Annotated in this window: 26 protein-coding genes; 9 read left to right on the forward strand and 17 right to left on the reverse strand. The window is 65.1% G+C overall.

Annotated elements, in window-relative coordinates:
- Positions 1-6: 6 nt before the first annotated feature.
- The 5 genes from ACFSUD_RS10635 to ACFSUD_RS10655 form a co-directional block, all read right to left on the reverse strand.
- On the reverse strand, positions 7-834 hold the full coding sequence (locus ACFSUD_RS10635) for a hypothetical protein (protein ID WP_386374194.1): 828 nt from the start codon (positions 832-834) through the stop codon (positions 7-9).
- 66 nt (positions 835-900) lie between these two features.
- A complete protein-coding gene (locus ACFSUD_RS10640) occupies positions 901-1998 on the reverse strand; it encodes an acyltransferase family protein (RefSeq protein WP_386374196.1) in 1098 nt (365 codons plus the stop codon).
- A gap of 231 nt (positions 1999-2229) precedes the next feature.
- A complete protein-coding gene (locus tag ACFSUD_RS10645; protein ID WP_386374198.1) occupies positions 2230-2853 on the reverse strand; it encodes a class I SAM-dependent methyltransferase in 624 nt (207 codons plus the stop codon).
- A gap of 4 nt (positions 2854-2857) precedes the next feature.
- The gene (gene pssA / locus ACFSUD_RS10650) at positions 2858-3610 is read right to left on the reverse strand and encodes a CDP-diacylglycerol--serine O-phosphatidyltransferase (RefSeq protein WP_386374199.1); all 753 of its coding nucleotides are present in this window, start codon (positions 3608-3610) and stop codon (positions 2858-2860) included.
- Positions 3611-3620: 10 nt separating this feature from the next.
- A complete protein-coding gene (locus ACFSUD_RS10655) occupies positions 3621-4295 on the reverse strand; it encodes a phosphatidylserine decarboxylase (protein WP_386374201.1) in 675 nt (224 codons plus the stop codon).
- Positions 4296-4568: 273 nt separating this feature from the next.
- On the opposite strand from ACFSUD_RS10655, the gene ACFSUD_RS10660 reads away from it, so the two are divergent.
- Together ACFSUD_RS10660 and bfr are read left to right on the forward strand one after the other, a co-directional pair.
- Entirely contained in the window at positions 4569-4799 is a 231-nt protein-coding gene (locus ACFSUD_RS10660) for a (2Fe-2S)-binding protein (RefSeq protein WP_386374203.1), read from the forward strand.
- 21 nt (positions 4800-4820) lie between these two features.
- On the forward strand, positions 4821-5306 hold the full coding sequence (gene bfr, locus ACFSUD_RS10665; RefSeq protein ID WP_386374205.1) for a bacterioferritin: 486 nt from the start codon (positions 4821-4823) through the stop codon (positions 5304-5306).
- Positions 5307-5518: 212 nt separating this feature from the next.
- On the opposite strand, the gene ACFSUD_RS10670 is transcribed toward bfr, so the two are convergent.
- Together ACFSUD_RS10670 and ACFSUD_RS10675 are read right to left on the reverse strand one after the other, a co-directional pair.
- Entirely contained in the window at positions 5519-6166 is a 648-nt protein-coding gene (locus ACFSUD_RS10670; RefSeq protein ID WP_386374207.1) for a LysE family transporter, read from the reverse strand.
- Positions 6167-6258: 92 nt separating this feature from the next.
- Positions 6259-7941 (reverse strand): FMN-binding glutamate synthase family protein, encoded by a 1683-nt coding sequence (locus ACFSUD_RS10675; RefSeq protein ID WP_386374209.1) that lies wholly within the window; start codon positions 7939-7941, stop codon positions 6259-6261.
- 301 nt (positions 7942-8242) lie between these two features.
- On the opposite strand from ACFSUD_RS10675, the gene ACFSUD_RS10680 reads away from it, so the two are divergent.
- The 3 genes from ACFSUD_RS10680 to ACFSUD_RS10690 all read left to right on the forward strand — a co-directional run bounded on the left by ACFSUD_RS10680 (position 8243) and on the right by ACFSUD_RS10690 (position 12044).
- Complete coding sequence (locus ACFSUD_RS10680; RefSeq protein WP_386374211.1) at positions 8243-10036, forward strand: hypothetical protein; 1794 nt, start codon at positions 8243-8245, stop codon at positions 10034-10036.
- A gap of 54 nt (positions 10037-10090) precedes the next feature.
- Positions 10091-11161 carry a TAXI family TRAP transporter solute-binding subunit gene (locus tag ACFSUD_RS10685; protein ID WP_386374213.1) on the forward strand — a complete coding sequence of 357 codons (1071 nt, stop codon included), beginning with the start codon at positions 10091-10093 and terminating at the stop codon, positions 11159-11161.
- A gap of 325 nt (positions 11162-11486) precedes the next feature.
- Positions 11487-12044, forward strand: coding sequence for a L,D-transpeptidase (locus tag ACFSUD_RS10690; protein WP_386374215.1), 558 nt, complete (start codon positions 11487-11489; stop codon positions 12042-12044).
- A gap of 62 nt (positions 12045-12106) precedes the next feature.
- Here the strand turns inward: ACFSUD_RS10690 and ACFSUD_RS10695 are convergent, their stop codons facing one another.
- The 6 genes from ACFSUD_RS10695 to ACFSUD_RS10720 all read right to left on the reverse strand — a co-directional run bounded on the left by ACFSUD_RS10695 (position 12107) and on the right by ACFSUD_RS10720 (position 19332).
- Positions 12107-13741: a hypothetical protein gene (locus ACFSUD_RS10695; protein ID WP_386374216.1), complete on the reverse strand. Its 1635-nt coding sequence runs from the start codon at positions 13739-13741 to the stop codon at positions 12107-12109.
- 164 nt (positions 13742-13905) lie between these two features.
- Positions 13906-14640, reverse strand: a complete 735-nt coding sequence (locus ACFSUD_RS10700; RefSeq protein ID WP_386374218.1) for a hypothetical protein — start codon at positions 14638-14640, stop codon at positions 13906-13908.
- A 61-nt stretch (positions 14641-14701) separates the two neighbouring features.
- A complete protein-coding gene (locus ACFSUD_RS10705; RefSeq protein ID WP_386374220.1) occupies positions 14702-15421 on the reverse strand; it encodes a hypothetical protein in 720 nt (239 codons plus the stop codon).
- The gene (locus ACFSUD_RS10710; RefSeq protein ID WP_386374222.1) at positions 15418-16278 is read right to left on the reverse strand and encodes a hypothetical protein; all 861 of its coding nucleotides are present in this window, start codon (positions 16276-16278) and stop codon (positions 15418-15420) included. The genes ACFSUD_RS10705 and ACFSUD_RS10710 overlap by 4 nt, the downstream gene beginning before the upstream one ends.
- 95 nt (positions 16279-16373) lie before the next feature.
- On the reverse strand, positions 16374-17285 hold the full coding sequence (locus ACFSUD_RS10715) for a hypothetical protein (protein ID WP_386374224.1): 912 nt from the start codon (positions 17283-17285) through the stop codon (positions 16374-16376).
- Positions 17286-17310: 25 nt separating this feature from the next.
- A complete protein-coding gene (locus tag ACFSUD_RS10720) occupies positions 17311-19332 on the reverse strand; it encodes a glycosyltransferase family 2 protein (RefSeq protein WP_386374226.1) in 2022 nt (673 codons plus the stop codon).
- A gap of 254 nt (positions 19333-19586) precedes the next feature.
- Between ACFSUD_RS10720 and ACFSUD_RS10725 the strand changes: the two genes are divergently transcribed.
- The 4 genes from ACFSUD_RS10725 to ACFSUD_RS10740 all read left to right on the forward strand — a co-directional run bounded on the left by ACFSUD_RS10725 (position 19587) and on the right by ACFSUD_RS10740 (position 22553).
- The gene (locus ACFSUD_RS10725; RefSeq protein ID WP_386374228.1) at positions 19587-20693 is read left to right on the forward strand and encodes a M4 family metallopeptidase; all 1107 of its coding nucleotides are present in this window, start codon (positions 19587-19589) and stop codon (positions 20691-20693) included.
- A gap of 35 nt (positions 20694-20728) precedes the next feature.
- The gene (locus tag ACFSUD_RS10730; protein ID WP_386374229.1) at positions 20729-21043 is read left to right on the forward strand and encodes a protealysin inhibitor emfourin; all 315 of its coding nucleotides are present in this window, start codon (positions 20729-20731) and stop codon (positions 21041-21043) included.
- A gap of 263 nt (positions 21044-21306) precedes the next feature.
- Positions 21307-21819 (forward strand): RNA polymerase sigma factor, encoded by a 513-nt coding sequence (locus tag ACFSUD_RS10735; protein WP_386374231.1) that lies wholly within the window; start codon positions 21307-21309, stop codon positions 21817-21819.
- The gene (locus ACFSUD_RS10740; protein ID WP_386374233.1) at positions 21816-22553 is read left to right on the forward strand and encodes an anti-sigma factor family protein; all 738 of its coding nucleotides are present in this window, start codon (positions 21816-21818) and stop codon (positions 22551-22553) included. The genes ACFSUD_RS10735 and ACFSUD_RS10740 overlap by 4 nt, the downstream gene beginning before the upstream one ends.
- A gap of 7 nt (positions 22554-22560) precedes the next feature.
- Here ACFSUD_RS10740 and sorU read toward each other — a convergent pair whose 3' ends face one another.
- The 4 genes from sorU to ACFSUD_RS10760 all read right to left on the reverse strand — a co-directional run bounded on the left by sorU (position 22561) and on the right by ACFSUD_RS10760 (position 25830).
- A complete protein-coding gene (gene sorU / locus ACFSUD_RS10745) occupies positions 22561-23406 on the reverse strand; it encodes a SorU family sulfite dehydrogenase c-type cytochrome subunit (protein ID WP_386374235.1) in 846 nt (281 codons plus the stop codon).
- A gap of 56 nt (positions 23407-23462) precedes the next feature.
- Complete coding sequence (gene sorT / locus ACFSUD_RS10750; protein ID WP_386374237.1) at positions 23463-24647, reverse strand: SorT family sulfite dehydrogenase catalytic subunit; 1185 nt, start codon at positions 24645-24647, stop codon at positions 23463-23465.
- 179 nt (positions 24648-24826) lie between these two features.
- Positions 24827-25009: a hypothetical protein gene (locus tag ACFSUD_RS10755; protein ID WP_386374239.1), complete on the reverse strand. Its 183-nt coding sequence runs from the start codon at positions 25007-25009 to the stop codon at positions 24827-24829.
- Between the two features lie 125 nt (positions 25010-25134).
- Entirely contained in the window at positions 25135-25830 is a 696-nt protein-coding gene (locus tag ACFSUD_RS10760; RefSeq protein ID WP_386374241.1) for an IclR family transcriptional regulator, read from the reverse strand.
- Positions 25831-25895: the final 65 nt, after the last annotated feature.

The raw sequence follows: 25895 nt of genomic DNA on the forward strand, positions 1-25895 counted from the left end.
CCCCGTTCATCGCGCGATCCGCAACCTGACCTGATCCTTCAGGGCGACGAGCGGCGAGACCCGGTGGCCGAAGACCGCGAGCTGCTGGCGCAGGTGGCGCAACTGCTGGCGCAATGCCTCGCCAAACCGGGCATGATCCAGCCGCGCCTCGAGCAGGAATCCATATCCGCCCGCCTGGATCTCCGCGCCGCGCAGCGGCAACGGATCGCTGCCGGGCAGCACCGGGATGCCGAGCTGCCGGGCGCGCCCGAGCAACCTGCCGGAAGGCCAGCCACGCGGCCTGCCGCCGTTATCGCCAAGCGAAAACGCAGGGTACGGCGTCTCCCGCAGCAGCGATTGAACCAGCGCCCCACGCCCGCCCGTCCATTTGCCGAGTGCCCAGGGCAATATTGTCGGTATATCCGCTGCATGGAGTTCGTCGAGAACCTCCGTGAGCGGTCTGCCATCCGCGAACCGGCGTCGGGTGACCAGGGCGAGCACCTCGAGCCGTTCGGCCGTGATGATCTGACGCCCCGCGACCAGCGCCAGATCCCGCCCCGCCCCGCCGCGCAGCCAGAGCACAGGGGGATCCGCCTCGCTCCGGGACATATGCCAGCCCGGTATCGTGAAATCTCCCTCGGCGAGGCGGGAGAACACGTCATCCTTCGCAGTCTCGGTCAGGAGCAGCACGCCCGGCACTGTCTTATCGAGCCCGAAACCCTCTGCCGCGCGGTCGAAATGGCCCTGTGCCGCCGCGAACAACCTCGCCGGATCGAAACAGGGATAGATATGCACATGCGCATCGATCAGCGCCGCCTCTGCCACCCCTTGTTTTTCATCGAAAAGATCACGCATCCCGCGACACCCTACCGAACACGAACCAACGGCGCGCGCTGCGATGAACTTTGGCGCGGCAGGCTCTCATGTGGCCGCGGCCCTTCGAATGCGACCACGGCGCAAGGCGGAGATGATCGGCTTCTCGGCAAAGACATGCAGCAGCCCGCCGGCCAGCATCGCGCCGACAAAGAGCAGGATTGCCAGTACCGGCGTCGGCAGGTCGCCCAGACCGAGCTTCTTCAACACGAAGGCGGTGATCGACATGGCGGCGATATGGATCAGGTAGATGGCGTAGGACGCATTGCCCAGGAATACCAGAAATTGCGGGACACGCAGCCGCGCGGCATTCTCGAGCGCCGCCAGCGCGGCGATGATGAACGCGCCCCCCACGCCGTAGAGCAGGGTGCGCAGCGGTTTGTAATATTCCACACCGCCCAAGGCCTCGCCGAGCCCCGTGACGAGGAATATCATGATACCGAGCCCGAACAATACCGGGGCGCCGGAGGTCACGCGCGGCCAGAGCATCGCCGCGAGCAGGCCGAGGAGGAACAGGAGGTTATAGGCCGAGAACAGGAACAGGATCGCCGTTGTGCTGCTGCCGATGAGCGCCAGAATGGCACAGATGGCGAACCACAGACCGCCGAGCAGAAGCCCGATCCGCAGGTTCAGGATCAGCAGACCGAAAATCAGGTAGAAGAGCATCTCGAAAGACAGGGTCCATTGCACTCCTAGCACATGCAGTTCCTTGAACGGCAGCAGCATGGCCGAGACCGCAAGTGTCAGCGCGCCCGGCACCTCGCCCCCGGAACCCAGACGCAACAAGACGATCAGCACGAGCACGAGCCAGAAGAACGGATAGATCCGGGTGAAACGCTTGCTCAGATAGGACCAGAACCGATCCGGCCGCCCGAAATCTCCCGAATGGACATAAAACATGATGAAGCCCGACAGGACGAAGAAGACCTCGACCCCGGCATAACCCATGTCGAAGCCGCGCCACAGCGAGGGAGCCGACAGCGTATCGGGCAAGGTGTGCACATTCATATGGAACATCACCACCAGCAGGGCTGCCACCGCTCTCACCGCCTGCAGCGACTGAAGCTGCCTGCGCGGCACATGGGCGGCGGGCCCGCGCGCGGCGCTCCATGTCCGGGTCACCTGATCTGGGGAGTCACCTGTCAAACTACAGCCTCCGGCAGCACGGAGCAGACATGGCGATCACGCCAGTCCCAAATTGTCCCGCTCAAATAGATGGTCGTATAAATTTCCCTATACCCAGATTTGTACCGGCTGCCGAGCGATCTGACAACAGTTTCCCACGACGCCCCGCTGCCAGGCAAGGCGGAACCGGCGAAGATCATTCAACGCTGCCGCCGCGCTTTGCCGCCCCGAGGCAAACGCAGACATCGTCCATCAACTCGCCTGCTTCTTCTCCAGCACCAGCAGCGTCATCATTCCCATCGGCGGCAGCGGTCTTTGCTGTTCGATCACCAGGTCGGGCTCCTGCAGCACCGTTTCGATCTCGAAATCGGAATGCCAGCCGATGACATTGGCGAAGGGCGCCGAGAGCCGCTCCAGCGTGCCCAGCACGCCCTGCCTGCGGGTGAAGTGGTTGGTGATCACCACCTTGCCGCCGGGCTTGGTGACCCGCGCGATCTCGCACATGACCCTTTCCGGCTCGGGCACCACCGAGAGCACATGCATGGCCGCCACAGTATCGAAGGACGCATCGGGGAAATCGAGATTGCGGGCGTCCATCTGGCGCAGATCGACGACGTTGTGCAAATCCTGCTCAGCGACCTTGCGGCGGGCCTTTTCCAGCATTTCCGCGCTGAAATCGATCCCCGTGACCCTGGTGTTGCCGTGATAATGCGCCAGCGACAGCCCGGTGCCGACCCCGACTTCGAGGACCGAATTCTGCCGCGCGTTGATATAGTCCACCGCGCTGCGCCTGCCGCTGCTGGTCAGTGCCCCGAAGGACTTGTCATAGACCGGCGCCCAGCGGGCGTAAGAGGTTTGTACGGATTTGATATCCACTACGTTAACCTTTCTCCTGAGGATCGGGTTTGCGCGCCAGCCAGGCCCAGCTGACGGCGATGATATAGGCAAGACAGAGCACCAGCAGGGTGATCCAGGCATAGGTCATCACCGCCGCCCCGACGAAGGCGAGGCCGACGAGCAGGTATTTGACCTTCTCCCGCGGAATCCGCGCCGATTTGAACGAGCTGATCCGGATCGGGCTGATCAGCAGCAATCCGATCAGGATCATGTGCAGACAGATCAGGTAATCGGGCAGCAGGGGCGCATTGGCGAAGGCGAAGGACACGAACATCGGCAGCAAGACCAGAAGCGCGCCGGCCGGGGACGGGACGCCGACGAAATAGGCGCTGCTGTCGGGATCGCTGTCGAGCTTGCTGCTGACGTTGAACCGCGCCAGCCGCACCACGCAGCAGACCGCGAAGAACAGCACGGCGATCCAGGCGGCGCTGGCATTGTCCTCAAGGGCCCAGAAATAGAGCACCAGCGGCGGCGCGACCCCGAAGTTGAGGAAATCCGCCAGCGAGTCGAGCTCAGCCCCCATCTTGCTGTCGCTGCCGAGATAGCGCGCCAACCGCCCGTCGAGACCGTCGAGCACGCAGGCCGCGAGGATGAGCTGCACCGCGAGCACGTAATTGCCCTGCACCCCGAAACGGATGGCCGAGAGCCCGGCACAGATCGCCACGATCGTCAGCATGTTGGGCAACAGCTGGACGATCGCGATCTCGGATTTGCGCTTGTCGTTGGAGAGCGGCATCGGCGGTGTCCTAGCCCCGGTCCGCGGTCGGCAGTTCGGCCAGCACGGTCTCGCCCGCCACCATGGTCTGGCCGATGCGCACCATCGGATCGACCCCCTCAGGGAGATAGACATCGAGCCGCGAACCGAAGCGGATCAACCCGAACCGTTCGCCGCGGCGCAGGGGCGCGCCCGGTTTCACGAAACAGACGATGCGCCGCGCCACCAGCCCGGCAATCTGCACCACGGCGATCTCGTGCCCCTCGGGCATGGCGATGCGCAGGCTGTTGCGCTCGTTATGTTCGCTGGCCTTGTCGAGCGAGGCATTGAAGAATTTACCGGGCCGATAGGAAACGGCCTTGACCTCACCGGCCACCGGGGCGCGGTTCACATGGCAGTTGAAAACATTCATGAAGACGCTCACCCGCGTCAGCGGCGTGGCGGGCATGCCGAGCTCGGCGGGCGGCACGGCCGGTTCGATGAGCGAGATGATGCCGTCGGCCGGGCTGACGATCAGCCCCGGTCGGCGCGGCGTGACACGTTCGGGATCGCGGAAGAAATAATAGCACCAGATCGTCAGCCCGACCCCGACCCAGCCGAGGATATCGGCCAGCATGAACAGCACGAGGGTGACGAGCGCGAAAATCGCGACGAACTTGCGCCCCTCCCGGTGCATCGGTTTGACGAAAGTGTCGAGCATGTTCATTACAATCTTCCCCTCAGGACAGCGGTGACGCCACACATATTGAGATCATCCGCCAATGCAAAGCCCCCGTGGCGGCCCCGGCGGTCCCGGCCTTCGGACAAGCGGATATCGGCGGGTCCGACGCCTCAACGCATGACGGGCCGACCGCGCACCAAATTTTTCCGATTGACTTTGCCCAAGCTTTTTTGTCAGGAATGGCCAAGGGCGTCACCGGCGTACCGTCAAAATCACGCCCGGCACGGGAACCAGCTCAGTCTTGCAAGGAAATTCCGCATGATCGTCTGCCATTGCAACCGCATCAGCGATGAGGATATCCGCGCGGCGGTCGACTGGATGCGTGCCGCGGATGGCGATACGATCATCACCCCCGGCAAGGTCTATCACGCGCTCGGCAAACGCCCCGATTGCGGCGGCTGCATGGGACTTTTCCTAGCCACGATGCGCAAAAATGATAACCTTGCGGTACCGCGCGAACTTCGGGGGCTGCGCTCCGGGGTTGCGTGAACGCAAATCAGGGAGTGCGACATGCAAGGCGACGCCAAGGTCATCGACTATCTCAACAAGGCCCTCAGGAGCGAGCTGACCGCGGTCAGCCAATATTGGGTGCATTACCGGATGCAGGAAGATTGGGGTCTCGGGCGCATGGCCAAGAAAAGCCGCGAGGAAAGCATCGAGGAGATGCATCACGCGGACAAGCTGATCGCCCGGATCCTGCTGCTCGAAGGCCATCCGAACCTGCAAAAGCTCGACCCGCTGCGCATCGGCCAGACCGCCAAGGAAACCCTTGAGTGCGATCTCGCCGCCGAACGCGAAGCGCAGAAACTCTACAAGGAGGCGCGGGCCTATTGCGTCAGCGTCGAGGATTACGTCTCCAAGAACCTGTTCGAAGAGCTGCTGTCCGACGAGGAAGGCCATATCGATTTCCTCGAAACCCAGCTCGGCCTGCTCGACCGGATCGGCGAAGCGAATTACGAGCTGAGGAATTCCGATTCGATGGACGAGGCGCATTGAGGCCGGGGGTGACGTCGGCGTCAGATCGGCGCGGCTCACCTCTCCGTGTGAGTTGCGCAGATCTCTCGTGTGATTTGTCGGCTGCGCGGACGGGCTTTCGCTACATGGCCTGCGAAGGCCCGGTTCAGTCAGGCAGGGCGTGCGAATCTGTCGGTAGGAGGTCGCGGCACGACACCGCGTCGGGATGACCACGCCCGTCAGGCGCCCATCCTCTAGGCGCGCGCAGCGAGCAGGCGTAACCCCGCCGCCCCAAAGAGGACGCCGAAGGCACCCTCAATCCACCGTCCTGCCCGCGCGTAGAAGTGCCGGATTGGGTCGGCGGCGAAGAGCGCTCCGTAGCCGAGGAAGACGACGAACGAAACAGACGAGAGCGCGGCGAAGAGGCCCCAGACCGCCGCCCATGAGGCGCCGGGAGACAGGGCAACCGCGTAGACGGCGCCCCATGCCAAGATGGCCTTGGGGTTGGTAAGGTGGATGAACAGACCGCGCAGGAACGCGCGGTGGGCGGGCGGGGCGGTCTCGACGCGGGGCGACGGTCGGACAGCACCCTTGAGAGACTTGTAACCGAGCCAGATCAGATAGAGCGCGCCAGCGATGCGCAGCGCCTCGGCCAGCCAAGCATAGGAGAGCATGAGCGCCGAAATCCCCAGGGCAGCGGCCACACCCCACGCGGCCGATCCACACCAGACGCCGAAGCCGGTCGCGAGACCCGCGTGTCGGCCATGCCGCATGGCGGCACCGGAGATGGCGAGCGTGGCCGGGCCGGGGCTGCCGCCGGCGAGACCCCAGGCGAGGAGCAGGAGTGGGAGGGCAATAACCGTCATCGGGATAGCGTAACGCCCGGTGTCTTTCTTATCCATAATATTAGACGTCGGGGCCACAGTTTCGCGGGGGCGCATCCCGGCAAGGCCCTCGTCACACCCGGTAAGGAGCACGCACTCCCGCGCCCGTTTCACGCCAGCCGACGCGCCTCTTCGCCGCGCGTCGGCATCGCCACGGCATAGGGGCCATGCGGCACCGCTGCCGGGGCGAAGGTCCCGGAGGTGGCGCGGCCCCAGCGCTGATGCCATGCCGCAAGCTCGGGATATTCGCTCCCGGCCAGCAGAAACCCTTCGGGCAGATACGCGAAAGCCTCGTTCCCGTCCTGGAAATCATTGTCCTTGGTGCGGAACATCATGTGATAGGGCAGGAAGTCTCGCGGATCCGACAGCCCCGCGGCCCCGGCGATTTCACCGAGCGCGCGCAGCGTGTTGCGATGGAACCGCGCCACCCGTTTGCTCTTGCTCTGCGGATCGAGCGCGCGCTGGCGCAGGCTGTCCTGGGTGGCGATCCCTACCGGGCATTGGTTGGTATGGCAGGCCTGCGCCTGGATACAGCCGATGGCGAACATGAATCCGCGCGCCGAATTGCACCAGTCGGCCCCGAGGGCCAGGGCGCGGGCGATGTCGAAGGCGCTGACGATCTTGCCCGCCGCGCCGATGCGGATCTCGTCGCGCAGCCCGGCGCCGCGCAGGGTGTTGTGCACGAAATGCAGCCCTTCGAGCATCGGCATTCCGACCCGGTTGGCGAATTCGAGGGGCGCCGAGCCGGTGCCGCCCTCCTTGCCGTCGACCACGATGAAGTCCGGGGTGATGCCGGTCTCGATCATCGCCTTGACGATACACATGAATTCGCGGCGATGCCCGATGCAGAGCTTGAACCCGACCGGCTTGCCGCCGGACAGATCGCGCAGCTCTCCAATGAAACGTATCAGCTCAAGCGGCGTGGAGAAGGCGCTGTGCGCCGCCGGTGAGATGCAATCCACCCCCATCGGAATGCCGCGCGCCTCGGCGATCTCCCTGGTAATCTTGGCGGCGGGCAACATGCCGCCGTGGCCCGGTTTGGCACCCTGACTGAGCTTCACCTCGACCATTTTTACCTGCTCCTGCGCCGCCTGCGCGCGGAAACGTTCAGGGCTGAATCGTCCGGTCTCGTCGCGGCAGCCGAAATAGCCCGAGGCGACCTGGTAGATCAGATCGCCGCCGCCCGCCCGGTGATGGCAGCTGATGCCGCCCTCACCGGAATCATGGGCGAAACCGCCGAGCCGGGCGCCGGTGTTGAGCGCGAGGATGGCATTGGCCGACAGCGAGCCGAAGCTCATCGCCGAGATATTGTAGATCGAGGCGTCATAGGCCTGGCGACAGGCCGAGCCACCGATCCGAACCCGGAAATCCGTATCGGCGATCACCTTGGGCACGACCGAATGGGTGACCCAGGAATAGCCGGATTGATAGATCTTCTCGGAAGTGCCGAAGGCCTTCTTGTCCTCGACCCCCTTGGCGCGCTGATAGACGAGGCTGCGGGCCTCGCGGCTGAAGGGTTCCTCGTCGCGGTCGCCCTCGATCATGTATTGGCGAATCTCGGGGCGGATGGCTTCGAGCAGGAAGCGCACATGGCCGACGACCGGGTAGTTGCGCAGCACCGCGCGGCGGCTCTGGGTGATGTCGCGCAGTCCGAGCAGGGTCAGCGCCGCGAAGACCAGCAGCGGCGCGAGGAACCAGCCGCCCCAGACGAGGCTCAGGGCGGCGAAGACAAGGCTGGCGAGGCAAACGAGGATGAAGATTGTGTAGCGTCTGAGGGAGGGGATCGGGGGCATGTCTGAGGGCTCTGCGATTGGAACGACCTGCGTCGCCCATAGCCCATCGGGCGGGGGTTAGGAACCGGCCTTCGGCGCGCAGGGCCGGAAGCTTTCCGCGCTTCGAGTGCGGCTCCGCCCGTCTGCGCGAATTTCTACCAATGCGCGAAGTATATGAGAGTTTTGCCTTTTAAGCGCTTTCATGTAGTCTCGAGTCATTCAGACGGAATCTTGCAGCCGAGGTGACTGGGCCATGCAGAACCAATTTCTTTTAAGTGTATTCGTAACCGTCGCAATGTTATCCCCCCTCAACGCCAAGGTAATGGCGACAGATGCGCCCCCCGCTGAGAGCGACGGCAGCACATTCATTCGGCTCGCCCAGGGGCAGGAGGCGGAAATTCTGCCGCCCGATGCCGCCGCGCCGCCGAGGCTGCCCGATTCCCCTGCACAGGAATCGCCACCCCTGCCCGCGCAACCGGCCCCGACCGCCGCGCAGATCGACCGGCAGATCGAGTACCGTCTCTCTGAGCTCAAGGGGCTGACCGAGCAATGGTCGGAGATGCGCGATCTCATCGCCCAGGCAAGCGGGCGGATCCATGACCTGCAATCGCAGATCCTGACCCTGGAAGACGAGCTTACCGAGCGGCGCCGGGAACTGGCCGGCCTGCCGCCCGCACGTGGCGGCGGCGAGGCCGCGGGCAATGCCGAGCAGCAGGACCAAATCGAAACGCTCGAGGCGGAGCTTGCCGAACTGAACGAACTGCTGAAGGCGGCCGAGACAAAGCTTGCGCGGACCGAAAGCGAATCGGTTGTCCAGCTGAAGGAATTGCAGGCCCAGAATGCCGAGCTGGCGGCGCGGTTTTCCGAACAGCAGAAGGAAAGCGAGGCCGCCGCGCGCGAGGCGGAATTGCAGAAGACCAGCAGGGCCCTGCAGGCGCGGATCGAAAGGCAGAAACGCGAGGTCGCGGCGCTGGAGGATCAGCAGCAGAGCCTGAAGTCCGAGATCGAGGCGGCGGGGACACGGCGCGCGCAGCTTGAGACCGAGACCGCGGCGGCCTCCGATCTTGCCAAGATCGACGAGGAGATCGCGCAGCGCCGCAAGCTGGTCGAGAGCCTGCAGATCAAGCTTACCGAACGCGAGGAGAGATTCGCCTCGCTCGACAGCGATCTGGCCACCGGCAGCCAGACCCTCGCGGCGATCCGCGATGCCGCTTCGGCGGCCGAGGCCAGGCGCGACGCGCTGCTCGGCGAGATCAAGGCCGCCGGCAAGACGCTGGAAGAAACGCAGGCCAGGCTGCAGGAGACCGAGAAGGAGCTGGCCGAACGGAGCAAGGCCCGGGATGCGGCCCGGGCCGAGATGGAAAAGCTGCGCGCCAGCGCCGAGAAGGCGCGTCAGGACGCGGAATCCGCCGAGGCCCGCGCCAAGCAGGCCGAGACCGAACTGAGCGAGCTGGAAAGCGCCACCGCCGCGTCGCTGTCGCGTCGGCAATCCATCGAGGAGCGGTTCAGGCAGCGCGAGGAAGAGATCGCCAAGCTGCAGGAAGAGGAAGCGGCGGCACGGGCGGCGCTCGACGAGGCCAATTCCGAACGCCTGTTCCTGCACCGCGAGCAGAAGGCCGCCCAGCAGGAAACCGCGGCACTGCAGGAACAGATGGAGGACTTGCGCGACACCATCGAGCAGGAGCAGCAGCGTCGCACGGCGCTGAACAAGGAACAGGAGGCCCTGCGGACCGAGGTGGCGCTGCTCGCCCGGACCCGGCTGGCGATCAAGGAGGAGATCCTTGAACTCGGCGCCGCCCGCCAGGCGCTGGTTGCCCCTGCGCCCCCGCCGGTCGAGGAACCGGCCGCGCCGGACCCGACGGCGGCGACACCAAGCCAGGAAGACCCGCCCGAAGCGGAGCCCGCCGCCCCGCAGGAGACCGGCCGTGCGCCGGAACTGGTGGCCGAAGCCCTGCGCCGCGCCCCCGGCCTGCCCGGTCCCGGCAGCAGCGAGCGCGCACGGCTGAGCGAGCTCCTGATCTCCGGCGCCTGCGTGACCGACGCGATGATACAGGCGCTGGGAAGCATCAACCGGCAGACGCTGGCGGCGCTGGTGCGCAGTCTCGGAGGCTGTTGAATCTTTTTTATGACCTAATTTTTTCTGTGGTTTTTATGAGCGGAGATTTGAAAGATGACATTAATCGGTATCCTGAAACGGACATTCGGCGCGCTGAGCGGGCTGCTGCTGCTTTTCGCGGCACAGGCCGCGCCCCTGCAGGCGCAGGAATTCGAGAAGAACATCATGACCGGCGGTCCGAGCGGCACCTATATCCAGATCGGCCGCAATCTCAGCGAGGTCGCGCGCAGCTGCGATCTGACCCTTAACGTCGTGGAAAGCGCCGGCTCGCTGGAAAATTTCCTCGCCGTGCGCAACCGCCGCAATACCCAGTTCGGCATCGTGCAGAGCGATGTGCTGGAATATCTCCGGACCTTCGCCTCGGACGATCCCGATGTGGCGCGCGCGATCCTCGGGGTGCGCATGGCCTTCCCGCTCTATAACGAGGAAGTGCATATCCTGGCGCGCAAGGACATCACCGATCTGAAGGGGCTGGCGGGCAAGCGCGTCGCCATCGGGACGGAGAATTCCGGGACCTATCTCACCGCCTCGCTGGTTCTCGACCTGGCGCAGATCAACCCGGCCGAACGCGTCACCATCAATGCCAATGATTCGCTCGAGGCCCTGCTGGCCGGGCAGATCGACGCGTTCTTCTACGTCGCCGGCGCCCCGGCGAGCCTGTTCCAATCCGACAGGATCGACCCGGCGGAATATCATCTTCTGGGAATCGACGAACCGACCCTGCAGGCGGTCTATGTCCCCGCGCAGATCGAGGCGGGCACCTATCCGTTCCAGCAGGAGGCGGTGGATCTAGTCGCGGTGAAGGCGGTGCTGATGACCTATGAATACCAGACCGCCCGCAACAATTATCACCGCACCTCCTGCAAGGCCGTCTCCGACATCGCCTATCTGCTGACCTCGCGATTCTCGCGGCTCCAGGAAAGCGGCCACCCGAAATGGAAACAGGTCGATCTCGCCGACCTGCCGCCGGGATGGGACATCAGCGCCTGTGTGAACACCGGGCTCGCGCCGGATTATTCGCTCACCTGCCGGAGCGATGACACGCTCGGCGTCGAAGTGGACAGCCTGGAATCGGAGGCCAACGCCGCCTATCGTGCGCAGATCTGCAAGGTGATGGGCTGCTGACCCGGCGACTTTCCGCCGGGGCCGGATTGCACCCAGAGGCGTTATGCGACCGGGGTGAACAGCCCCCGCGCCGGTTCAATATCCCGGATAGGCTCGGCTTTGCCGATATCCGGCTATCCGGGCGCGTCCCCGCCTGCGCCATGGCGCTTCACCCCTCGCATCACGCCGCGCCCAGCCAGGGCTTGCGCAGGCTGGCGGCGATGAGTATCGCCCTTCCGATCTTCCCCGTCTGCCCGCGCGGTAAAGCGCCCTACCCGGTGCAGTCTTAAGGCTGGCTTAAGACAGGGATGATTCCACCGCCCTATCATTAGGAAAGGAGCAGAGAATGAGCAGTTTCCTGACCCGGCGGGCCGCCCTGCGCGCCGGTCTCGCCAGCGCCGCCGGGCTTGCCGCCCCGGCGCTCGTACAGGCCGCCGAAAGCACGCGACGCAACGTGTCGAGCTTCGCCAAACAGGATTGGCGCGCGCATTTCGAGACGCTCGGCGCCGCGTCGATCGTCGCGGACACGACGTCCCGGGCCCTGCATTACTGGAATGCCGACGGCAGCGATTACCGGATCTACCCGACCTCGGTACCGATGACCGAAGAGCTGACCAAACGCGGCTATACGGAGATCGTGCGCAAGAAGGTCGGTCCCGACTGGACCCCGACCGCCTCGATGATGGAGCGGTTCCCGCATTACAAATACATGCCGCCGGGCCCGGACAATCCGCTCGGCACCCACGCGATGTATCTCAGCTGGCCCGCCTATATCATCCACGGCACCCACGACACCCGCAAGATCGGCCGCCGCTCCTCGGACGGCTGTATCGGGCTCTATAACGAGAAGATCGAGGAGCTCTTCGCCCTCTGCCCGATCGGCACCCAGGTGCGGATCATCTGATCGAGATGCAAATGAAGGGCGCGGCCACGTCGCGCCCTCCCCGCTTCGCCCGGCCCGCCCCCTCAGGCGGCGCTGCGGCAATAGCAGGACGCGCGGATCGGCACGGTCGCCCGTGCCGCCGCCTGATCGAGCGCCAGCCTGACATGTCTGGCCTCGGTCAGCTCGCCGCGTTGCACCAGACATTCATGCAGCCCGTGCAGGCTCCAGACATTGCGCGGATGCTGACAGGCCCGCGCCAGCGTATCGTCAAGCCCCAGGTCGGCACGATAGACCGCCTCGGCCGCGTCGAAACGGCCATCTTCCATCAACAGCGCCCCAAGCACATGACGGGTCGGCTGCATCCAGCTCCAAGGCTCGTCATAAAGCAGGTTGTCATCGAGCTCGACAGCCCGGCGCAGATGTTCGAGCCCCTCGTCCCGGCGTCCGCATTTGAAGGCCAGCTCGCCCCGCATCATCGCCTCGCCGATCTGCAGCACGTCCTCGCCGGTATTGTTGAACACCATGCGCCCCTCCGGCACTGCCTCGCGCGCCGCGACGGCCCGTTCGCATTCCTGTTCGGCCTCGTCGAGCCGTCCGACATTGGCCAGCGCGACGCAGCGCGCCTGGCGCAGCGCCGCGGTGGTATAGCTGTAAAGGGCACGATCCGCCGGAAAGGGCTCGTCGAGAATCTTCTGCCATAGCCCGAAACGCACCATCACATGCACTTTCTTGCCATAGAAGGATTCAAAGAGATCGGGCATGAACCGCACGACCTTCTCCGGCAGCATCCGCATCAGTACCTGCGCGGCGGCCAGCGCCGTTTCCGGCTGCCCGAGAAACATTGCGCCATAGGCTTCGAAATGCACGTTATGGATGCGGTACAGCGTATAGAAATTCTCCGCCCCCGCCATCTCCTCGTATTTGCGATCCACCGCCGCCGCCCGCCGGTTGCGCCAGACCACGTTGTGATAATCGCCGCAGAGCACGTCGATATGGGTCGCCATATGCACCAGATGGCCGCTGTCGGGCACCAGGTCCCCCAGCCGGTCGCCATGGCGCAGCGCCTTTTCCGGGGTCGGCGACATTTCCATCAGATGGATATACATATGCAACAACCCGGGATGATCCCAGGCGCCGGGCAATTGCTCGAAGGCCGCCTCGAGCGCCGCCTGCGCCTCCAGCGTGGACGCCCCCTCCCGCGGCCCCCCGGTGGCCAGGTCCCAGAGCAGCCAGGGCGTGCGGTTCATCAGCGCCTCGGCGAAGATCGCCACGACGTCCGGATCGTCGCGATGCGCGGCATAGACCTGACGCATCTCGTCCGAAAAGGCATCGTTCCAAGGCCCGTAATCCTCGATTTCGGGATCCTGCGGAAACCGCGACGCCAGCGCGGAGATCAGCGCCGCCTCGACCGTCGGCAGCCCGTCGCGCAGGGCCATGGCCCGACCGATCGCCCGATGCGCCCGCTGCAGCGCGACAACGCGTTCACCGGCATCGAAGAATTCCCAGGGCCGGTTGTAATTCGGCCCGACCGCATAGGCGACGCCCCAATGCGCCATGGCGCAATCGCCATCCGCGCGGAGCGCCTTTTCGAAGCAATCCGCCGCCGCCTCGTGATTATAGCCATAGAGCCAGACCAGCCCCCGGTTGAACAGGTCCCGGGCGCGGGGCGAGGACGTGGTGACCTCCCGCGCATAGGTTCCAAGATCAAACTCCGCCATCCCGCATCCCCCTTGCTGAACGCGGACCGGCGGGTCGATACACCGCCGACCACGCCCCATCATAGCACGAAAACCGGCTTTCTCCCGCCCGCTTCTTTATGCGGGAAATACTCCGGGGGTCCGGGGGCCGGCCCCCGGCGTCCCTGGCGGTGCAGGCAGCCCTGTCATTCGGCCGCGCCGCGCTCCCAGCGCAGTGCATAATCGCCCTGCGCGGTCTTGGCGATGCGCTCGGCGGCATTGGCCGTGCCGGGTTTGCGGATCGCATGATAGAGATACCAGCGCCCCTCGAGCTTGCGCGCCCGGAACCGGGCGCCCTGTTTGCCGGTATCCATCACCTCGACCGGCGGCTCCGCGGGATCGATCGACACCGCGCGGCAGGCAAGCACCTCGCAGCCCCGCGCATCCTGCCAATAGCGCCAGACCAGCTCCGGGCTGAACTGGTAGAAGCCATGCCCGGCCCAGCCGCTCATCCCGTTGATCGACAGGAATATCCCGCCCTCGCGCAGCAGGTGGAAAACATTGTCGAGCGCCTGCGGCGTGTTGAACACATGTTCCAGCGTGCCGCCGTCGATGACCACGTCGAAGCGCCCGCGCAGATGCTGTGGCAGCGGGTCGTTGAGATCATGGGTGATGGCGCAATTCTCATAGGCCGAAGCATCCATCGCCTGCATTTCGGGATAGCCGATCTTTTGCAGAAAGGTCTCGGCAAAACCGTCCTCCTGCAGGTAATCGGGATAATTGCGCGACAGATCCCGCGCCGCCAGCGCGCGGCGCAGATATTTGCGGTGGCCCTGTCGCACCGCGAGGCCCTGACGGCCGAGCATCAGCCCCGCGGATCTGCCCTGCACCAGCGGCACCGCCTCCAGCAGCTGCAGGGCGAAGGCGCAATCGATACCCATGTGAAAACTCCGAATTGTCCTTGCCGAGGGGTCGCGCGCCCGCCGCGACGCGCCCCGCGCCCTAGCGTTTGTGAATCACCGCCACCTGATCGCGGCGCTGCTTCTGATAGCGCACGGGATGGACGATACAGGCGGAGATCTGCGGGATCAGCGCATCGAAGGCCGCGGCGATGGCGCTGTCGGCATGGCTGAAGCGGCGGTCATCGATGAAGGAACGCAGCAGCGCGGCGGTCTTGGTGATGCCCTCCTGCTCATAACTCTCCGGCTGCCAGCGCAGATCCTCGATCACATAGAGCCCGCCCGGCGCCAGTTTCGGAAAGATCTCGAGAAAGGCGTTCTGCTGGTGATGGCTGGCATGGCTGGCGTCGTCGATCACGATATCGGGGCTCGGCATCGCGGCGGCCACACGGGCGATTTCCGCGCGATCGTCCATGTCGCAGCGATGGAAGCTGAAACGCTCATGGGAAAACCAGGAGAAATCCGACACGTCGAGCCCGTGGATCTGCGCCTTGGGAAAATATTCCAGCCACATGCGGATCGACGGCAGGTCCGCGGTCTCCCGGTCCTTGTCCATCCCCTGTTCCGGCCCGCCGATCAGCAGACCCATCTCGAGGAAGGTGATCTTGCGCTGCCGATAGGGGTGGAAAAGCATGTGATAGAGCTCGGTATAGCGATGCTTGCGCGAGCCCTTGTCCGAGCCGTACCGATCCGCCAGATCAGTGAGGTTGAGGTTCCTGCCCGCGCCCCGCGCTGGCGCTTCGGTCCCGACAGGCTGCGTCATTGCGCAACCGCCTCTGCCTGCGCCCGTCTGACCGGGATCGGCGCCGCACGCGGGTCGATCCGGTGTTTCTCCAGCAGATGATCGATCAGCCCGCCCGCATCGGGCAGTCCGTCGGGCCGGGAGGCGAGGAATTCACGGATCCGGCGACCATAGAGATGAATCGATGTGGTCGCCTCGCTGAGATAGGCCTCGGCCGCGCTCCGACGTCCCGATTTGACCAGTCGGCGGCGCTTCTGGAACGGCACCGGATAGAGCACCTCGCGGCTGAAGGCATGGCGATCCTCACCGGATTTCTGCAGATAATGGGTCACCGCATGCGGACCCCAGACCCCCCAGGGCAATTCGCTCACATGCAATGGCACGCCGTTTTCCGCCTGGAGCCGCAGCTTGTCCCGCATCTCGTCGCTGTACCATTCCGGAATTCCATACTCGTCGCCGCACATTTCCAGCAGCCCCGCCAGCGCCGGGCTGTCCTTGGGGAGGCCGAGCACCCCGCCGTTGATGTGTTTCCCGCTTTCCCAGCCGAAGTAATGGCCGGTCCCGGTGACGAAGGGCTTGACGCAATAGGCATCGGTATCGGCCCAGATCACCCGGTCGGACTGGTTGAGCAGGTGATAGCGGAAGACATCCGAGAACAGCGCCAGCGAGTTGGTCCGCCCGTGCTGGATGAATTCATCGCGTTTCAGCACGACGTCGCCATGCACCAGCGTCGCGCCCTCGGGCACGTTGAAAACCGGCTTGTAATGATAGAGCGTCACCGCATGGCCCGCGTCGAGAAAAGACTGGACGCAAAGCTGCTCGACATAGCTCAGCGGCCCTTCGACCCATAGCATCGCGATTTCGTGTAGTTCACTCATGACCCTGTCACCTGATATCTGCAGATCCGTTTACCGAACCCGCCTTTCGCAAAGGTTACGCCGCGATTTCGGCGGGCGCAATCGCCGCCGCATGTTCAGGGACACAGGAGCGTCACCCGCTTGCGCATGGCAATCTCTGCGAGGTCCCGTTCGTAGATCCGCGCCAGATGCGCGCGTTCCGCACCGCTCCAGGGATCATAGCCGGGATAGGTCGGCCCCCGCGGATAAGCATCCTGGATCTCCACCCGCCGCGCCAGCGCCGCTTCGCCGCCCTCGCGCTCGATCTGCAGCAGGATCTCGCGCACCGCGCGATGGCTCGCCGAGGGCCGCCCGCGCTTGCGCTTGGGAGCGGCCAGCGTGGCGGCATCGACATCCGGTCCGCACAGATTGCCGATTACCCGCCCCGAGAGTGCGTGAAAATCCTCGAAGCGCCAGATCGTCAGGTCCGCCAGCGGAAAACAGCTCAGCACCAGATCGACGAAACCGGTCCAGCTCGGCAGCCCCGACAGGACCGCGCGTTTCATCTGGCCCTCGCCGATCAGGTTCTCTCCCGAGGCCGAGCGCAGGAATTCGACGAAGACGGACGCGAAGAAATCGGCATAATTGCGCAGCGCCAGATGCACTTCGCGCACCGGATAGGGAACATGCGCCGCGAAGATCGGCAGCAGCGTGTCGCGGCGTCCGTAGAGCTGGCCAAGCCGCACGCAATGTCCGCTGTGCCCCGGCATGTTCTCGTCCGACAGGATGATCCGCTCGCCCGGCCCGGCGCCGATTCCGTCAAAGAAGAGCCGCGCCTTTCGCGCCAGCAGCTCGTCGGGCATCTTGGTGCGGTAGCCCAGCCCGAGCTTTTCATAGCCGTTGAGCTGGGTCGGATAGGTAAAATCCCTGCGGGTGTCGCGGTGATGCACGTAATGCACGCCATGCCTGCGCAGCCGCCCGGAATTGCGCTGCAGGATCGACTGGATATGGCTGGTGGCGGTCTTGTGGACACCGCCGTGCAATATCACTTCGGGCAGCTTCGGTGAAATCGGCTCAGCCCTCTTGACGCTCGGGCGCCGCGTTGATCGCGGTGATCGCCGCGCGAAAGGCGTCCCAGCCGTCGCGACGCCGCAATTCCTCGATCTTGCCGCGATGCCAGTCGATGGCACCCTGGTGCAGCTGTGCAAGCTGCGGATCTTTCAGCAATTCCTGCATTTCCCGGCGCAGCCCCGGCAGACGGGCCTGGATCGTGACATCCCGGTCGCTGTTGTAGTTCATGTTGCTCCAATAGCTGATGCCCTGATCATCCGCCACATGGTTGGTCCGGCCCCGGTCGCGCTTGACGAGGAAACTGTCGACCGAACGCACCGCGTAGTGATGCAGCCGCGCATAATCGTGACGGAAACCGTCGAATGCCTTCCAGCCCTGCACCAGATAGGGATCGGGCATCGGCTGCCCGCCGCCATCGACCCAGGCGATATCGCCGCGGTCGAGATGGAACGCCGGACGGTGGATGCGCAGCTTGCGGAACCGCTCGTTGTTGCGCACCAGCGTCTTCATGCCCAGAGCGCGATAATTGGGAAACTCCTGCTCTCCGCACGCCCGGTCGAATTGCTCGATGACCGGCAGGTCGCGATAATCTATCTGACCGCTGTTGCCGAACAGCTTCCAGCAGACAGAAATCGCATCGGCCTCGCCGATCGCCGCGAACAGATCATCAAGCCGCCCGTCGCCGACCCGGATATTGAGAAATTCATCGCAATCCGCGCAGATCAGCCAATCGGCGTTTTGGACAATCTCCTCATTGCCCGCGTCATTGAGCGCACTGCGCTGCGGGCTGGCACCCGGCCTGAACGGGTTCTCGCGATGCTGCCCGATGCCGAGCTGCTCCAGCCGCTGCGCGATCCTGTCGGTGCCGTCATCGCAATCATTCGTGTAGATCAGGAAATCTGTAAAGCCGATCAACCGGTTATAGGCCACCCATTCGAGCATGAAGGGGCCTTCGTTCTTCATCGTGGTGACAATGACCCGGCTTTCGGCACCGCGCTCCGGCGCGGCCTTGCCGCCGGGGTTTTCCGGCAGACGGACGCGCGCCTGCGGCCCCTGAGCGGGGGCCTTTGTGTCCTTGATCCTCGGCTGGGCGGCGATCTCGGCGAGTGCCTGCGCGGTGACCTTGCCCGGTGCGGCCGCCGGTTTTGCCTCGGCCTTGCGCAGGCGCAGCTGGCGGCGGAATTCGATGTCGAAACGATCCGCCAACGCGGTGCGGCCGCGCTCGCGGAAATAACCGGAGACGGCGCCGCGATACCAGGGCAGATTGCGCCGCGCACGATACATCCGATAGAAATCCTCGGGTGTGAGCTCATCCGTCAGCGCGCGGTTCATGACCTCCTTGAGCACGCCGATCTTGCGCAGGAACACCGCCGTCTTGTGGCTCGAATGGCGGCATCTGAAGATCCGCAGATTATCGCCGCTGAACCGGTCCACATGTTTCTGATCGAGCGCGTGATAGGGATCGTAGAAGATGTTGACCCGTTCCGCCCCGGCACTCAGCGCCGCGCCATCGCCGAGCGGCAGGCTCCAGTCCTGGCGCCGCCCGTTCTCGTAGCGGGTCTCCCAGGGGACCAGCGCCGGATCGAGCGTGCTCTGCGGATTGATCGCCACCACATGCGCACCCGGCACCAGCGAAGAAAAGGCCAGCGCCGCATAGGCTCCCATCGACACGCCGGCGAAAAGCACCCTTTCATAGCCCTCGAAGAAGCCTTCCTCGGCCAGAACCTCGAAACGCCGGATCAGCGCCGCATCGCGATACCAGTCGCTGACATGGGCCATCACGCCGAGATGCGAATGGCAATTGTCGCGGGCGAATTTGAAGGCCCAGGGGTCGCGGCCCGGAGCGGTGTCATTCACGTTGCTGAGGTTGTCGAAGGTCACCAGCAGCCGGTCGCTCTGGCGCCGCGTGAAGAGCAGCGAATGGCGCAGGTTCTTCTCCAGAAAGCCCTGCCCTTCGGAACCGGGGCGCAGATCGTCGAACCACAGCGGGGCGCCGGGGCCGTCTTGGGTTGTTTGCTCAGCCATCTTGTCGGGTATGCACTTCCTGATCGAACCGGGTAAATCGTCACTTCGCCCGCAGATAGGACGACAATGCGGCGCTTTTGGGGCCTGCCGATGATTGCGGTCGTTGCAGGGCGAGGTCAAGGGGGCGGTGCCACAACCCAAGAGCATGGAGAGCGGATGAATTTCGCGCATTTCCATGTATACTGCCCGCGAGGCTGCCCCGAGGTTGCAATGTCCCGGTGTAGAAAAGTGCAGGTTTCAAAGGATGAGCTTCGATGTGCCAATGCCACGCGTCACCCGGCCCGCGCCAGCCGATCAACTGCATCGTACCGCCCTATATGCTCGAGGTGCTGGCCATGCGCGGCGATGCGAAGACCGCGAAAGCCGCCCGCGCCCAACTCGAGCTCAACGAGAAGGCCCGGCGCGAGCGACAGGATCGGCAGAGCCTGCGCATGACCCCGCAAAGCACCCTGCCGACCTTCGATTTCGTGACCCCGGCGCTGTCGCAGGCGACGATGCAGCGCAATCTCGACCGCGCGGTGCATGACGGGGAGCAGAAGGCGGCGCTGCCCGGCAAGCTGGTGCGCAAGGAGGGCGATCCGCCGACCGGGGATGTTGATGTCGACCGGGTCTATGACGGGGCGGGCCATGTCTATGACCTCTATTTCACCCATTTCCAGCGTGATTCGCTCGACGGTCTCGGGATGAAGCTCGTGCAGACCGTGCATCACCGCAAGAATTACAGCAACGCCTTCTGGAACGGCGAGCAAATGGCCTATGGCGATGGCGACGGAGAGATCTTTTCGACCTTCACCGAATTGTCGGTCATCGGCCACGAGCTCAGTCACGGGGTCGTGCAATTCTCCGGCGGTCTGGTCTATCAGGGGCAATCCGGCGCGTTGAACGAAAGCTTCGCCGATGTTTTCGGGATCATGGCCAAGCAACATGCGCTCGGGGAAAGCGTCGATGACAGCGACTGGCTGGTGGGCAAGGGCATCCTAGGGCCGGAGATCAACGGCGTCGCGCTGCGCTCGATGCGGGCCCCCGGCACCGCCTATGCCGATGCGGTGCTCGGTCAGGATCCGCAGCCCTATCACATGGATTTCTACATGGACACGACCAGCGACAACGGCGGCGTGCATATCAATTCGGGCATCCCCAACCATGCTTTCTATCTCTATTGCCAATATCTGGGCGGCAATGCATGGGCAAAGCCCGGGCAGATCTGGTATCATGCCTTGCAGCGGCTGAACAATCCGCTGGCCAGCTTTCACGACTGGGCCGGTCAGACGGTGAGCAGCGCGATGGAATTGCACGGCATCGGCTCGCTGGAGGTCAACCTGCTGCGCCGGGCGTGGAAACTGGTGGGGATTCAAGTCTGAGCATGAGCGGCTGTGCGGCGATGGGATGTGCCCTGATGATCATAAAGATTGCGACGACTGGCGGGATCGGCGGTTTTGGCCTCGGTCAGGACCGGAAGGTCGATGTGAACGCCCTGCCCGCGGAGATTCGCGCGCAGGCCTGCGAGATGCTGAGCGATGCGCAGTTGAGCGCCATGGCCAAGGCGTCTTTCGACAAGGGGGCCGACCGGGTCAACTACTCCATCGCGCTGCAGGGCGATGACGGCGCGGTGCGCCGCTACGAGATCGGCGAAGCCGCGATGCCGCCCGAGATGCTAGACATGATCGACACGCTGCAAAGCTATCCCGAGGCGGAGGACGATACGCCCTGAGCGCATGGCGGGCCGGGGCCCGTTGCGAAACACCGGGGGCTGCGGCTCGCCCGCAGCCCGCAGGCGTCTCGCTTCCGCAGCATTCTTGCCGCGATCCCGCAGGCGCCTCGCTTCCGCAGCATTCTTGCCGCGATCCGGCAGAAGCTCTAGGTTGCCTGCATGACCTCCCCGACACCGAGTCTTCCCTGCCTTGCGAAAAAGATCAGCGTCGCGCGCCGCGCCGTTGCATATGCGGGTGTGGGCCCTACGACCGGGTCGGCCGAATGAGTCGCAGGCTGCAGGCCGCGCTGGTCACCCTGATGCCCGAATTCCGCGCCTTCGCCCGCTCGGTCTCGCTCAACCCGGCCGATGCGGAAGATCTCGTGCAGGATGCCGTCGAACGCGCGCTGCAGGCCCGCGGCGCGCCCTCCGAGGTCCCGGCGCTGCGGCGCTGGATGTTCCGGGTGATCCGCAATCTCAATGTCGATGAGCTGCGAAAAAGACGCGTGCGCCGGGAATATTACACCGCCCAGACGCGTCTTTATGACGAGGCCCCCGCCAGCCCCGACGTCGCCCGCGACACGCTGGTGCGGATCGCCTTCGACACGCTGCCCCCCGCCACGCGGGAGATCCTGTTCCTGATCGATGTCATGGGGTTCAGATATGTCGAGGCGGCCGAGGTGATGGAGGTGCCGGTGGGCACGGTGATGAGCAGGCTCAGCCGGGCGCGCCGGGTGATGTGCGAAAAAATGGCGGGACCGGCCGAGGCTGTGCCGCAGCGGAAAGTGACGCGATGAACGATAGCACGATGGATGACTGGACCCGGCTCAGCGCCTTTCACGACGGCGAGCTCGACCCGCAGGCGACGCGCGAGATGCAGGCGCGGCTGGACCGCGAGCCTGCCCTGCGGGCCACATTGATCGAGATCGCGGAAATCTCCGCTCAGCTCAGACATCTGCGCCCGGCACCGGCACCGGAGGCGAAGCTCGCACCCCGACGGCTCGCGCACCGGATGCGCCGGGGGCTGGCGCTGGCGGCGTCGCTGGCACTGGCGGGCTTCGTTACTGTCCATTTGCTGGGCGATCCCGAAGCGCCGCCGCGCGATGCGCTGGCCTGGCATGCGGAATTCGCCAGTCGCGCACAGCCTGTCTCCGCCCATGCGGCGCTTATCGCCGCGGCGCAGGAAAGCTTCGGCACGCTCCCCGATCTTACGGCGGCCGGGCTCACGCTCACCGACATGGCGGCGAGCAGCGATGCGGGCGGGGCCTATCATTTCGCGGGAGAACGCGGCTGCCAGCTGACAGTGCTCGTCGGCACCGATGCGCGGCTCGGCGTTCCGACCGAAAACGTGCTGGTCCGGCAATGGCACGCGGGGGGGCTGAGCTATGTGGCGGTGGCGGCGGGGATGGACGCGGAGCGTTTCGCCAGCGTCGGGGCCTATCTCGAGACACTGACCCGGCAATCCGGGACGCTCGGCACCAGCGTTCTCGCGATGCGCGCGGCGACCGAGACCGCCACGCGCTGCATTTGATCGCGCCTTATTCCGCGCTGGCGAGCGGCGCGTCGGAATGCGCGTCGAGATAGGCGATCACGTCGGCACGGTCCTGCTCCTTGCGCAGCCCGGCAAAGCCCATCTTGGTGCCCTTGATCGTGCCGCGCGGGTCGGCGAGGAATTCCGCGAGGAAGGCCGGGGTCCAGTCGCCTTCGATCGCGCTCATGGGACGGGAGTATTTGAAGCCCTCGGCGCGTGCCACCGTATCACCGACGATCCCGTAGAGACGCGGTCCGACCCGGTCGGCTCCGCCCTTTTCAACGGTATGGCAGGATTTGCACTTGCGAAAAACCTTCTCGCCCGCTTCCGCATCGCCCATGGCGAGGATCTCGCGGTCCTCATCGGTCAGCGCGGCCAGCGCGTCGCTGCCCGCGTCGGATTCCGCCATAGCGTCAGCTTCGGTGGGCGCGGCGTCCTGAACATCCGCAGTCTGCGCCGGGTCTTGTTCCTCTGTGGTTTCCGCCGCCGGGGTGGCCTGCGCTTCCTCCGCCGTGGCAGCCGGATTGCCGACCACTGCCGCGACGTAATTCACCACGGTGTCGATCTGCGCGGCGCTGAGGCTGTCCTCGAACGGAGGCATGACGCCCACGCCGCTGACCACCGCGGCGCGGATCTTCTCGGCATCGGGTTTCAGCTCATCGAGATTGGGACCGACCGCGCCCTGCGATCCGGCATCGGCCAGCGTGTGGCAGATACCGCAGTTCGGCGCGGCGGTTTCGTTGAAGATTACCCGGCCCTTTTCGAGATCGACCGGGGTATCGGCCAGACCCGGCGCCGCGGCGAGGGTCAGCAGCACGGCTCCGCAGGTGAGCGGTGCAGGTAAGAAAGACATGAATGTTACTCCGTTTGCAAAGTCCCGCCGGCAGCATCACCGGCGGGAGATCAGGCTCAGCCGACGGTGACGTCGACGCCATGGACACGCCAGCCGTTGTTGCCATAGCCCCGTTCATTGGCCGGGAAATCCTCGGGCTGGGTCTCGCCGCTCGTGGTGGTGGCGCGGCTCACCAGCTCATGGGTGCCTTCGGCAAGGTCGGTAATCAGCACGAAGGGACGCCAGGCGTATTTGCCCAGATCGGGACCGACCATCGGCGCGTCCTGCCAGGTCTGGCCGCCGTCGAGGGACACTTCGACCTTCTCCAGCTCCTCGGTTCCGCCCATGGCGACGCCGTGAATCTGCACGCGACCCGTCTCGGCATCGCGCAGCGGGCCGGTGATCCAGGATTTGACCGGCATTTCGTACATCGAGGGCTGCGAGGGCGCGCCCTTTTCGCCGACCGGACGCATCCGATAGCTGGTCTGCTGGATCTTGGCGGGCGATTCCTCCGCCGTGAAGGCCAGACGCTTCAGGTATTTGACGTTGTTGACTCCGAAATAGCCGGGGATGACCAGACGCAGCGGCCCGCCATGGGCCAGCGGGATCGGCTCGCCGTTCATTTCCCAGGCGAGGATCGCGGTCTCCAGCGCCTCCTTGGGCACCGAGCGCTCGACCTGGATGGTCTCGGGCGGCAATCCTTCGGGGATCTCCTCGCCGCCGGTGCCGGTCAGCCATTGCATGCCCTCGCTGACACCGCCCATCGCCTCGACCAGCGCGCGCACCGGCACGCCGGACCAGATCGCGCAGCCCGCCGCGCCGGTGGCCCATTGCGAGCCCGAGGTCTCGTGCTCGAAGAAGGCCCGGCCGTTGCCGGAACATTGCAGCACCGTGGCGACGGTTTCGACCGCGACCTTCTTCAGCTCGCCAAGGGTCATCGTCTTCGCGTCGGACAGCCCTTCGAAGCTCACTTCCCAGGCGTCGCGATCGGCGACGATGGCCTCGTCCGGGGCCGGAAGGTTGTTGCGGATATACATTTCGCTGTTCGGGGTCACGATCGAGGTGCCGATTACCCCGCGCTTGGTTTCCAGCGTCTGGGCGGAATGGACGATGAAATCCTCGGCATCCTTCCAGGCCACGTAATCGGGCAGTTTGCCCGCTTCCTGCGCAAAGGCCGGGATCGCGCCGGTGGCCCCGGCGCCCACCGCCCCGGCCGCACCGATCAGGAAATGTCGTCTCTTGACGTTCTGCATGATTGTCATGTCGCTCCTCGCTCGCTTGATGAAGGTATGCCGAGGCATACCGGCTGCATTGATGAACAGACGTGACAGGGCCCGGATTTATTCCGCGCCCTGTGAAAAAAGTCCTGTGAAAAATTGCCGTGTGAGAAAAACGCGTCACGAAAGACCGCCGGAGTCACGCGACCCCGGCGCAGATCCCCTCAGCGCGACGGGGTCTCCTGCGGCGGTTGCGGCGGGGTTTCGTCCGGGTTGCGCTGCGGGGTTTCCTGGGGCACCTCGGGCGGGCGTTCGCGGGGCTGTTCGTCAGGCACTTCCTGCGGCGGCGGGGTCGGCTCGGGGTTCTCGGGCGGTTGCTGTCCGGGTAGGGGGTCTTGCAATTGCATGATGTCTGGCTCCCTGGCTGTTCTTGTTGGCGCGAAGGCGGGGTGATCGCCGCCTGCCCCTCTGTGGAAGAACCGCCGACCAGGCGAAACGTTCCGCGAACGTCCGCAAGATCGCTGCGCCGATCTCAGCGGCGCAGGCCATGCCCCATCAGCGCCGCGAGCTCGCCCGCCGCGCGCATCGCCGCCTGCGCCGCATTGGCAACGTCGAGATCCTCCATCGCCACCACGCCGATACTGCATTCGAGCCCCGGATGCAGGTCCGGGCTGAGCGGTACCGGGCTCGACACGCCGACCGCGCCGGGCTGAAGCTGGCCGCGCGTCAGGCTGTAGCCGAGCCGTCGCGCCTCGCGGATCTCGTCGGAATCCTCCGCCGCCTCGGGCCGCCCGGCGAGGATCGCGATTCCCGCGGCCCCCCTGTCCAGCGGATGCCGCACCCCGGCGCGATAGGCGATGTTGATGAAGGGTCTGTCGCTCTCGACCGTCAGGATCGCGGTGCATTGACGGCCATGGGCGACGGAGACGAAAGCCGTGGCCTGGGTCTTGGCCGCCAGCTTCTCGACGATCGGGCGGGCGATGCCGCGCAGCCCGGTGTCGAATTGCGCCGCCAGCACCAGCGTGCCGCTGCCGAGCCGGATCCGGCCCGTGCCATCGCGGTGCAGCATCGCGTGGTCTTCGAGCGTCGCGACGATCCGGTAGGCGGCGGCGCGCGCGACGTCGAGCTCGCGGGCGAGATCGGCGACGCTGATGCCGCGGGGCGCCTGCGCGACGATCTGCAGTGCGAGCATGCCGCGGTCGAGGGTCTGAAGCCGGTTGGTATCCATGGTGCGAACTCGATTGACAGCGTAGATTCCGCTGCATATGTTCGGGTATCGATACAATGCTGTTC

The organism is Sulfitobacter aestuarii (assembly GCF_042685005.1).
GTDB lineage: Bacteria > Pseudomonadota > Alphaproteobacteria > Rhodobacterales > Rhodobacteraceae > Sulfitobacter > Sulfitobacter aestuarii.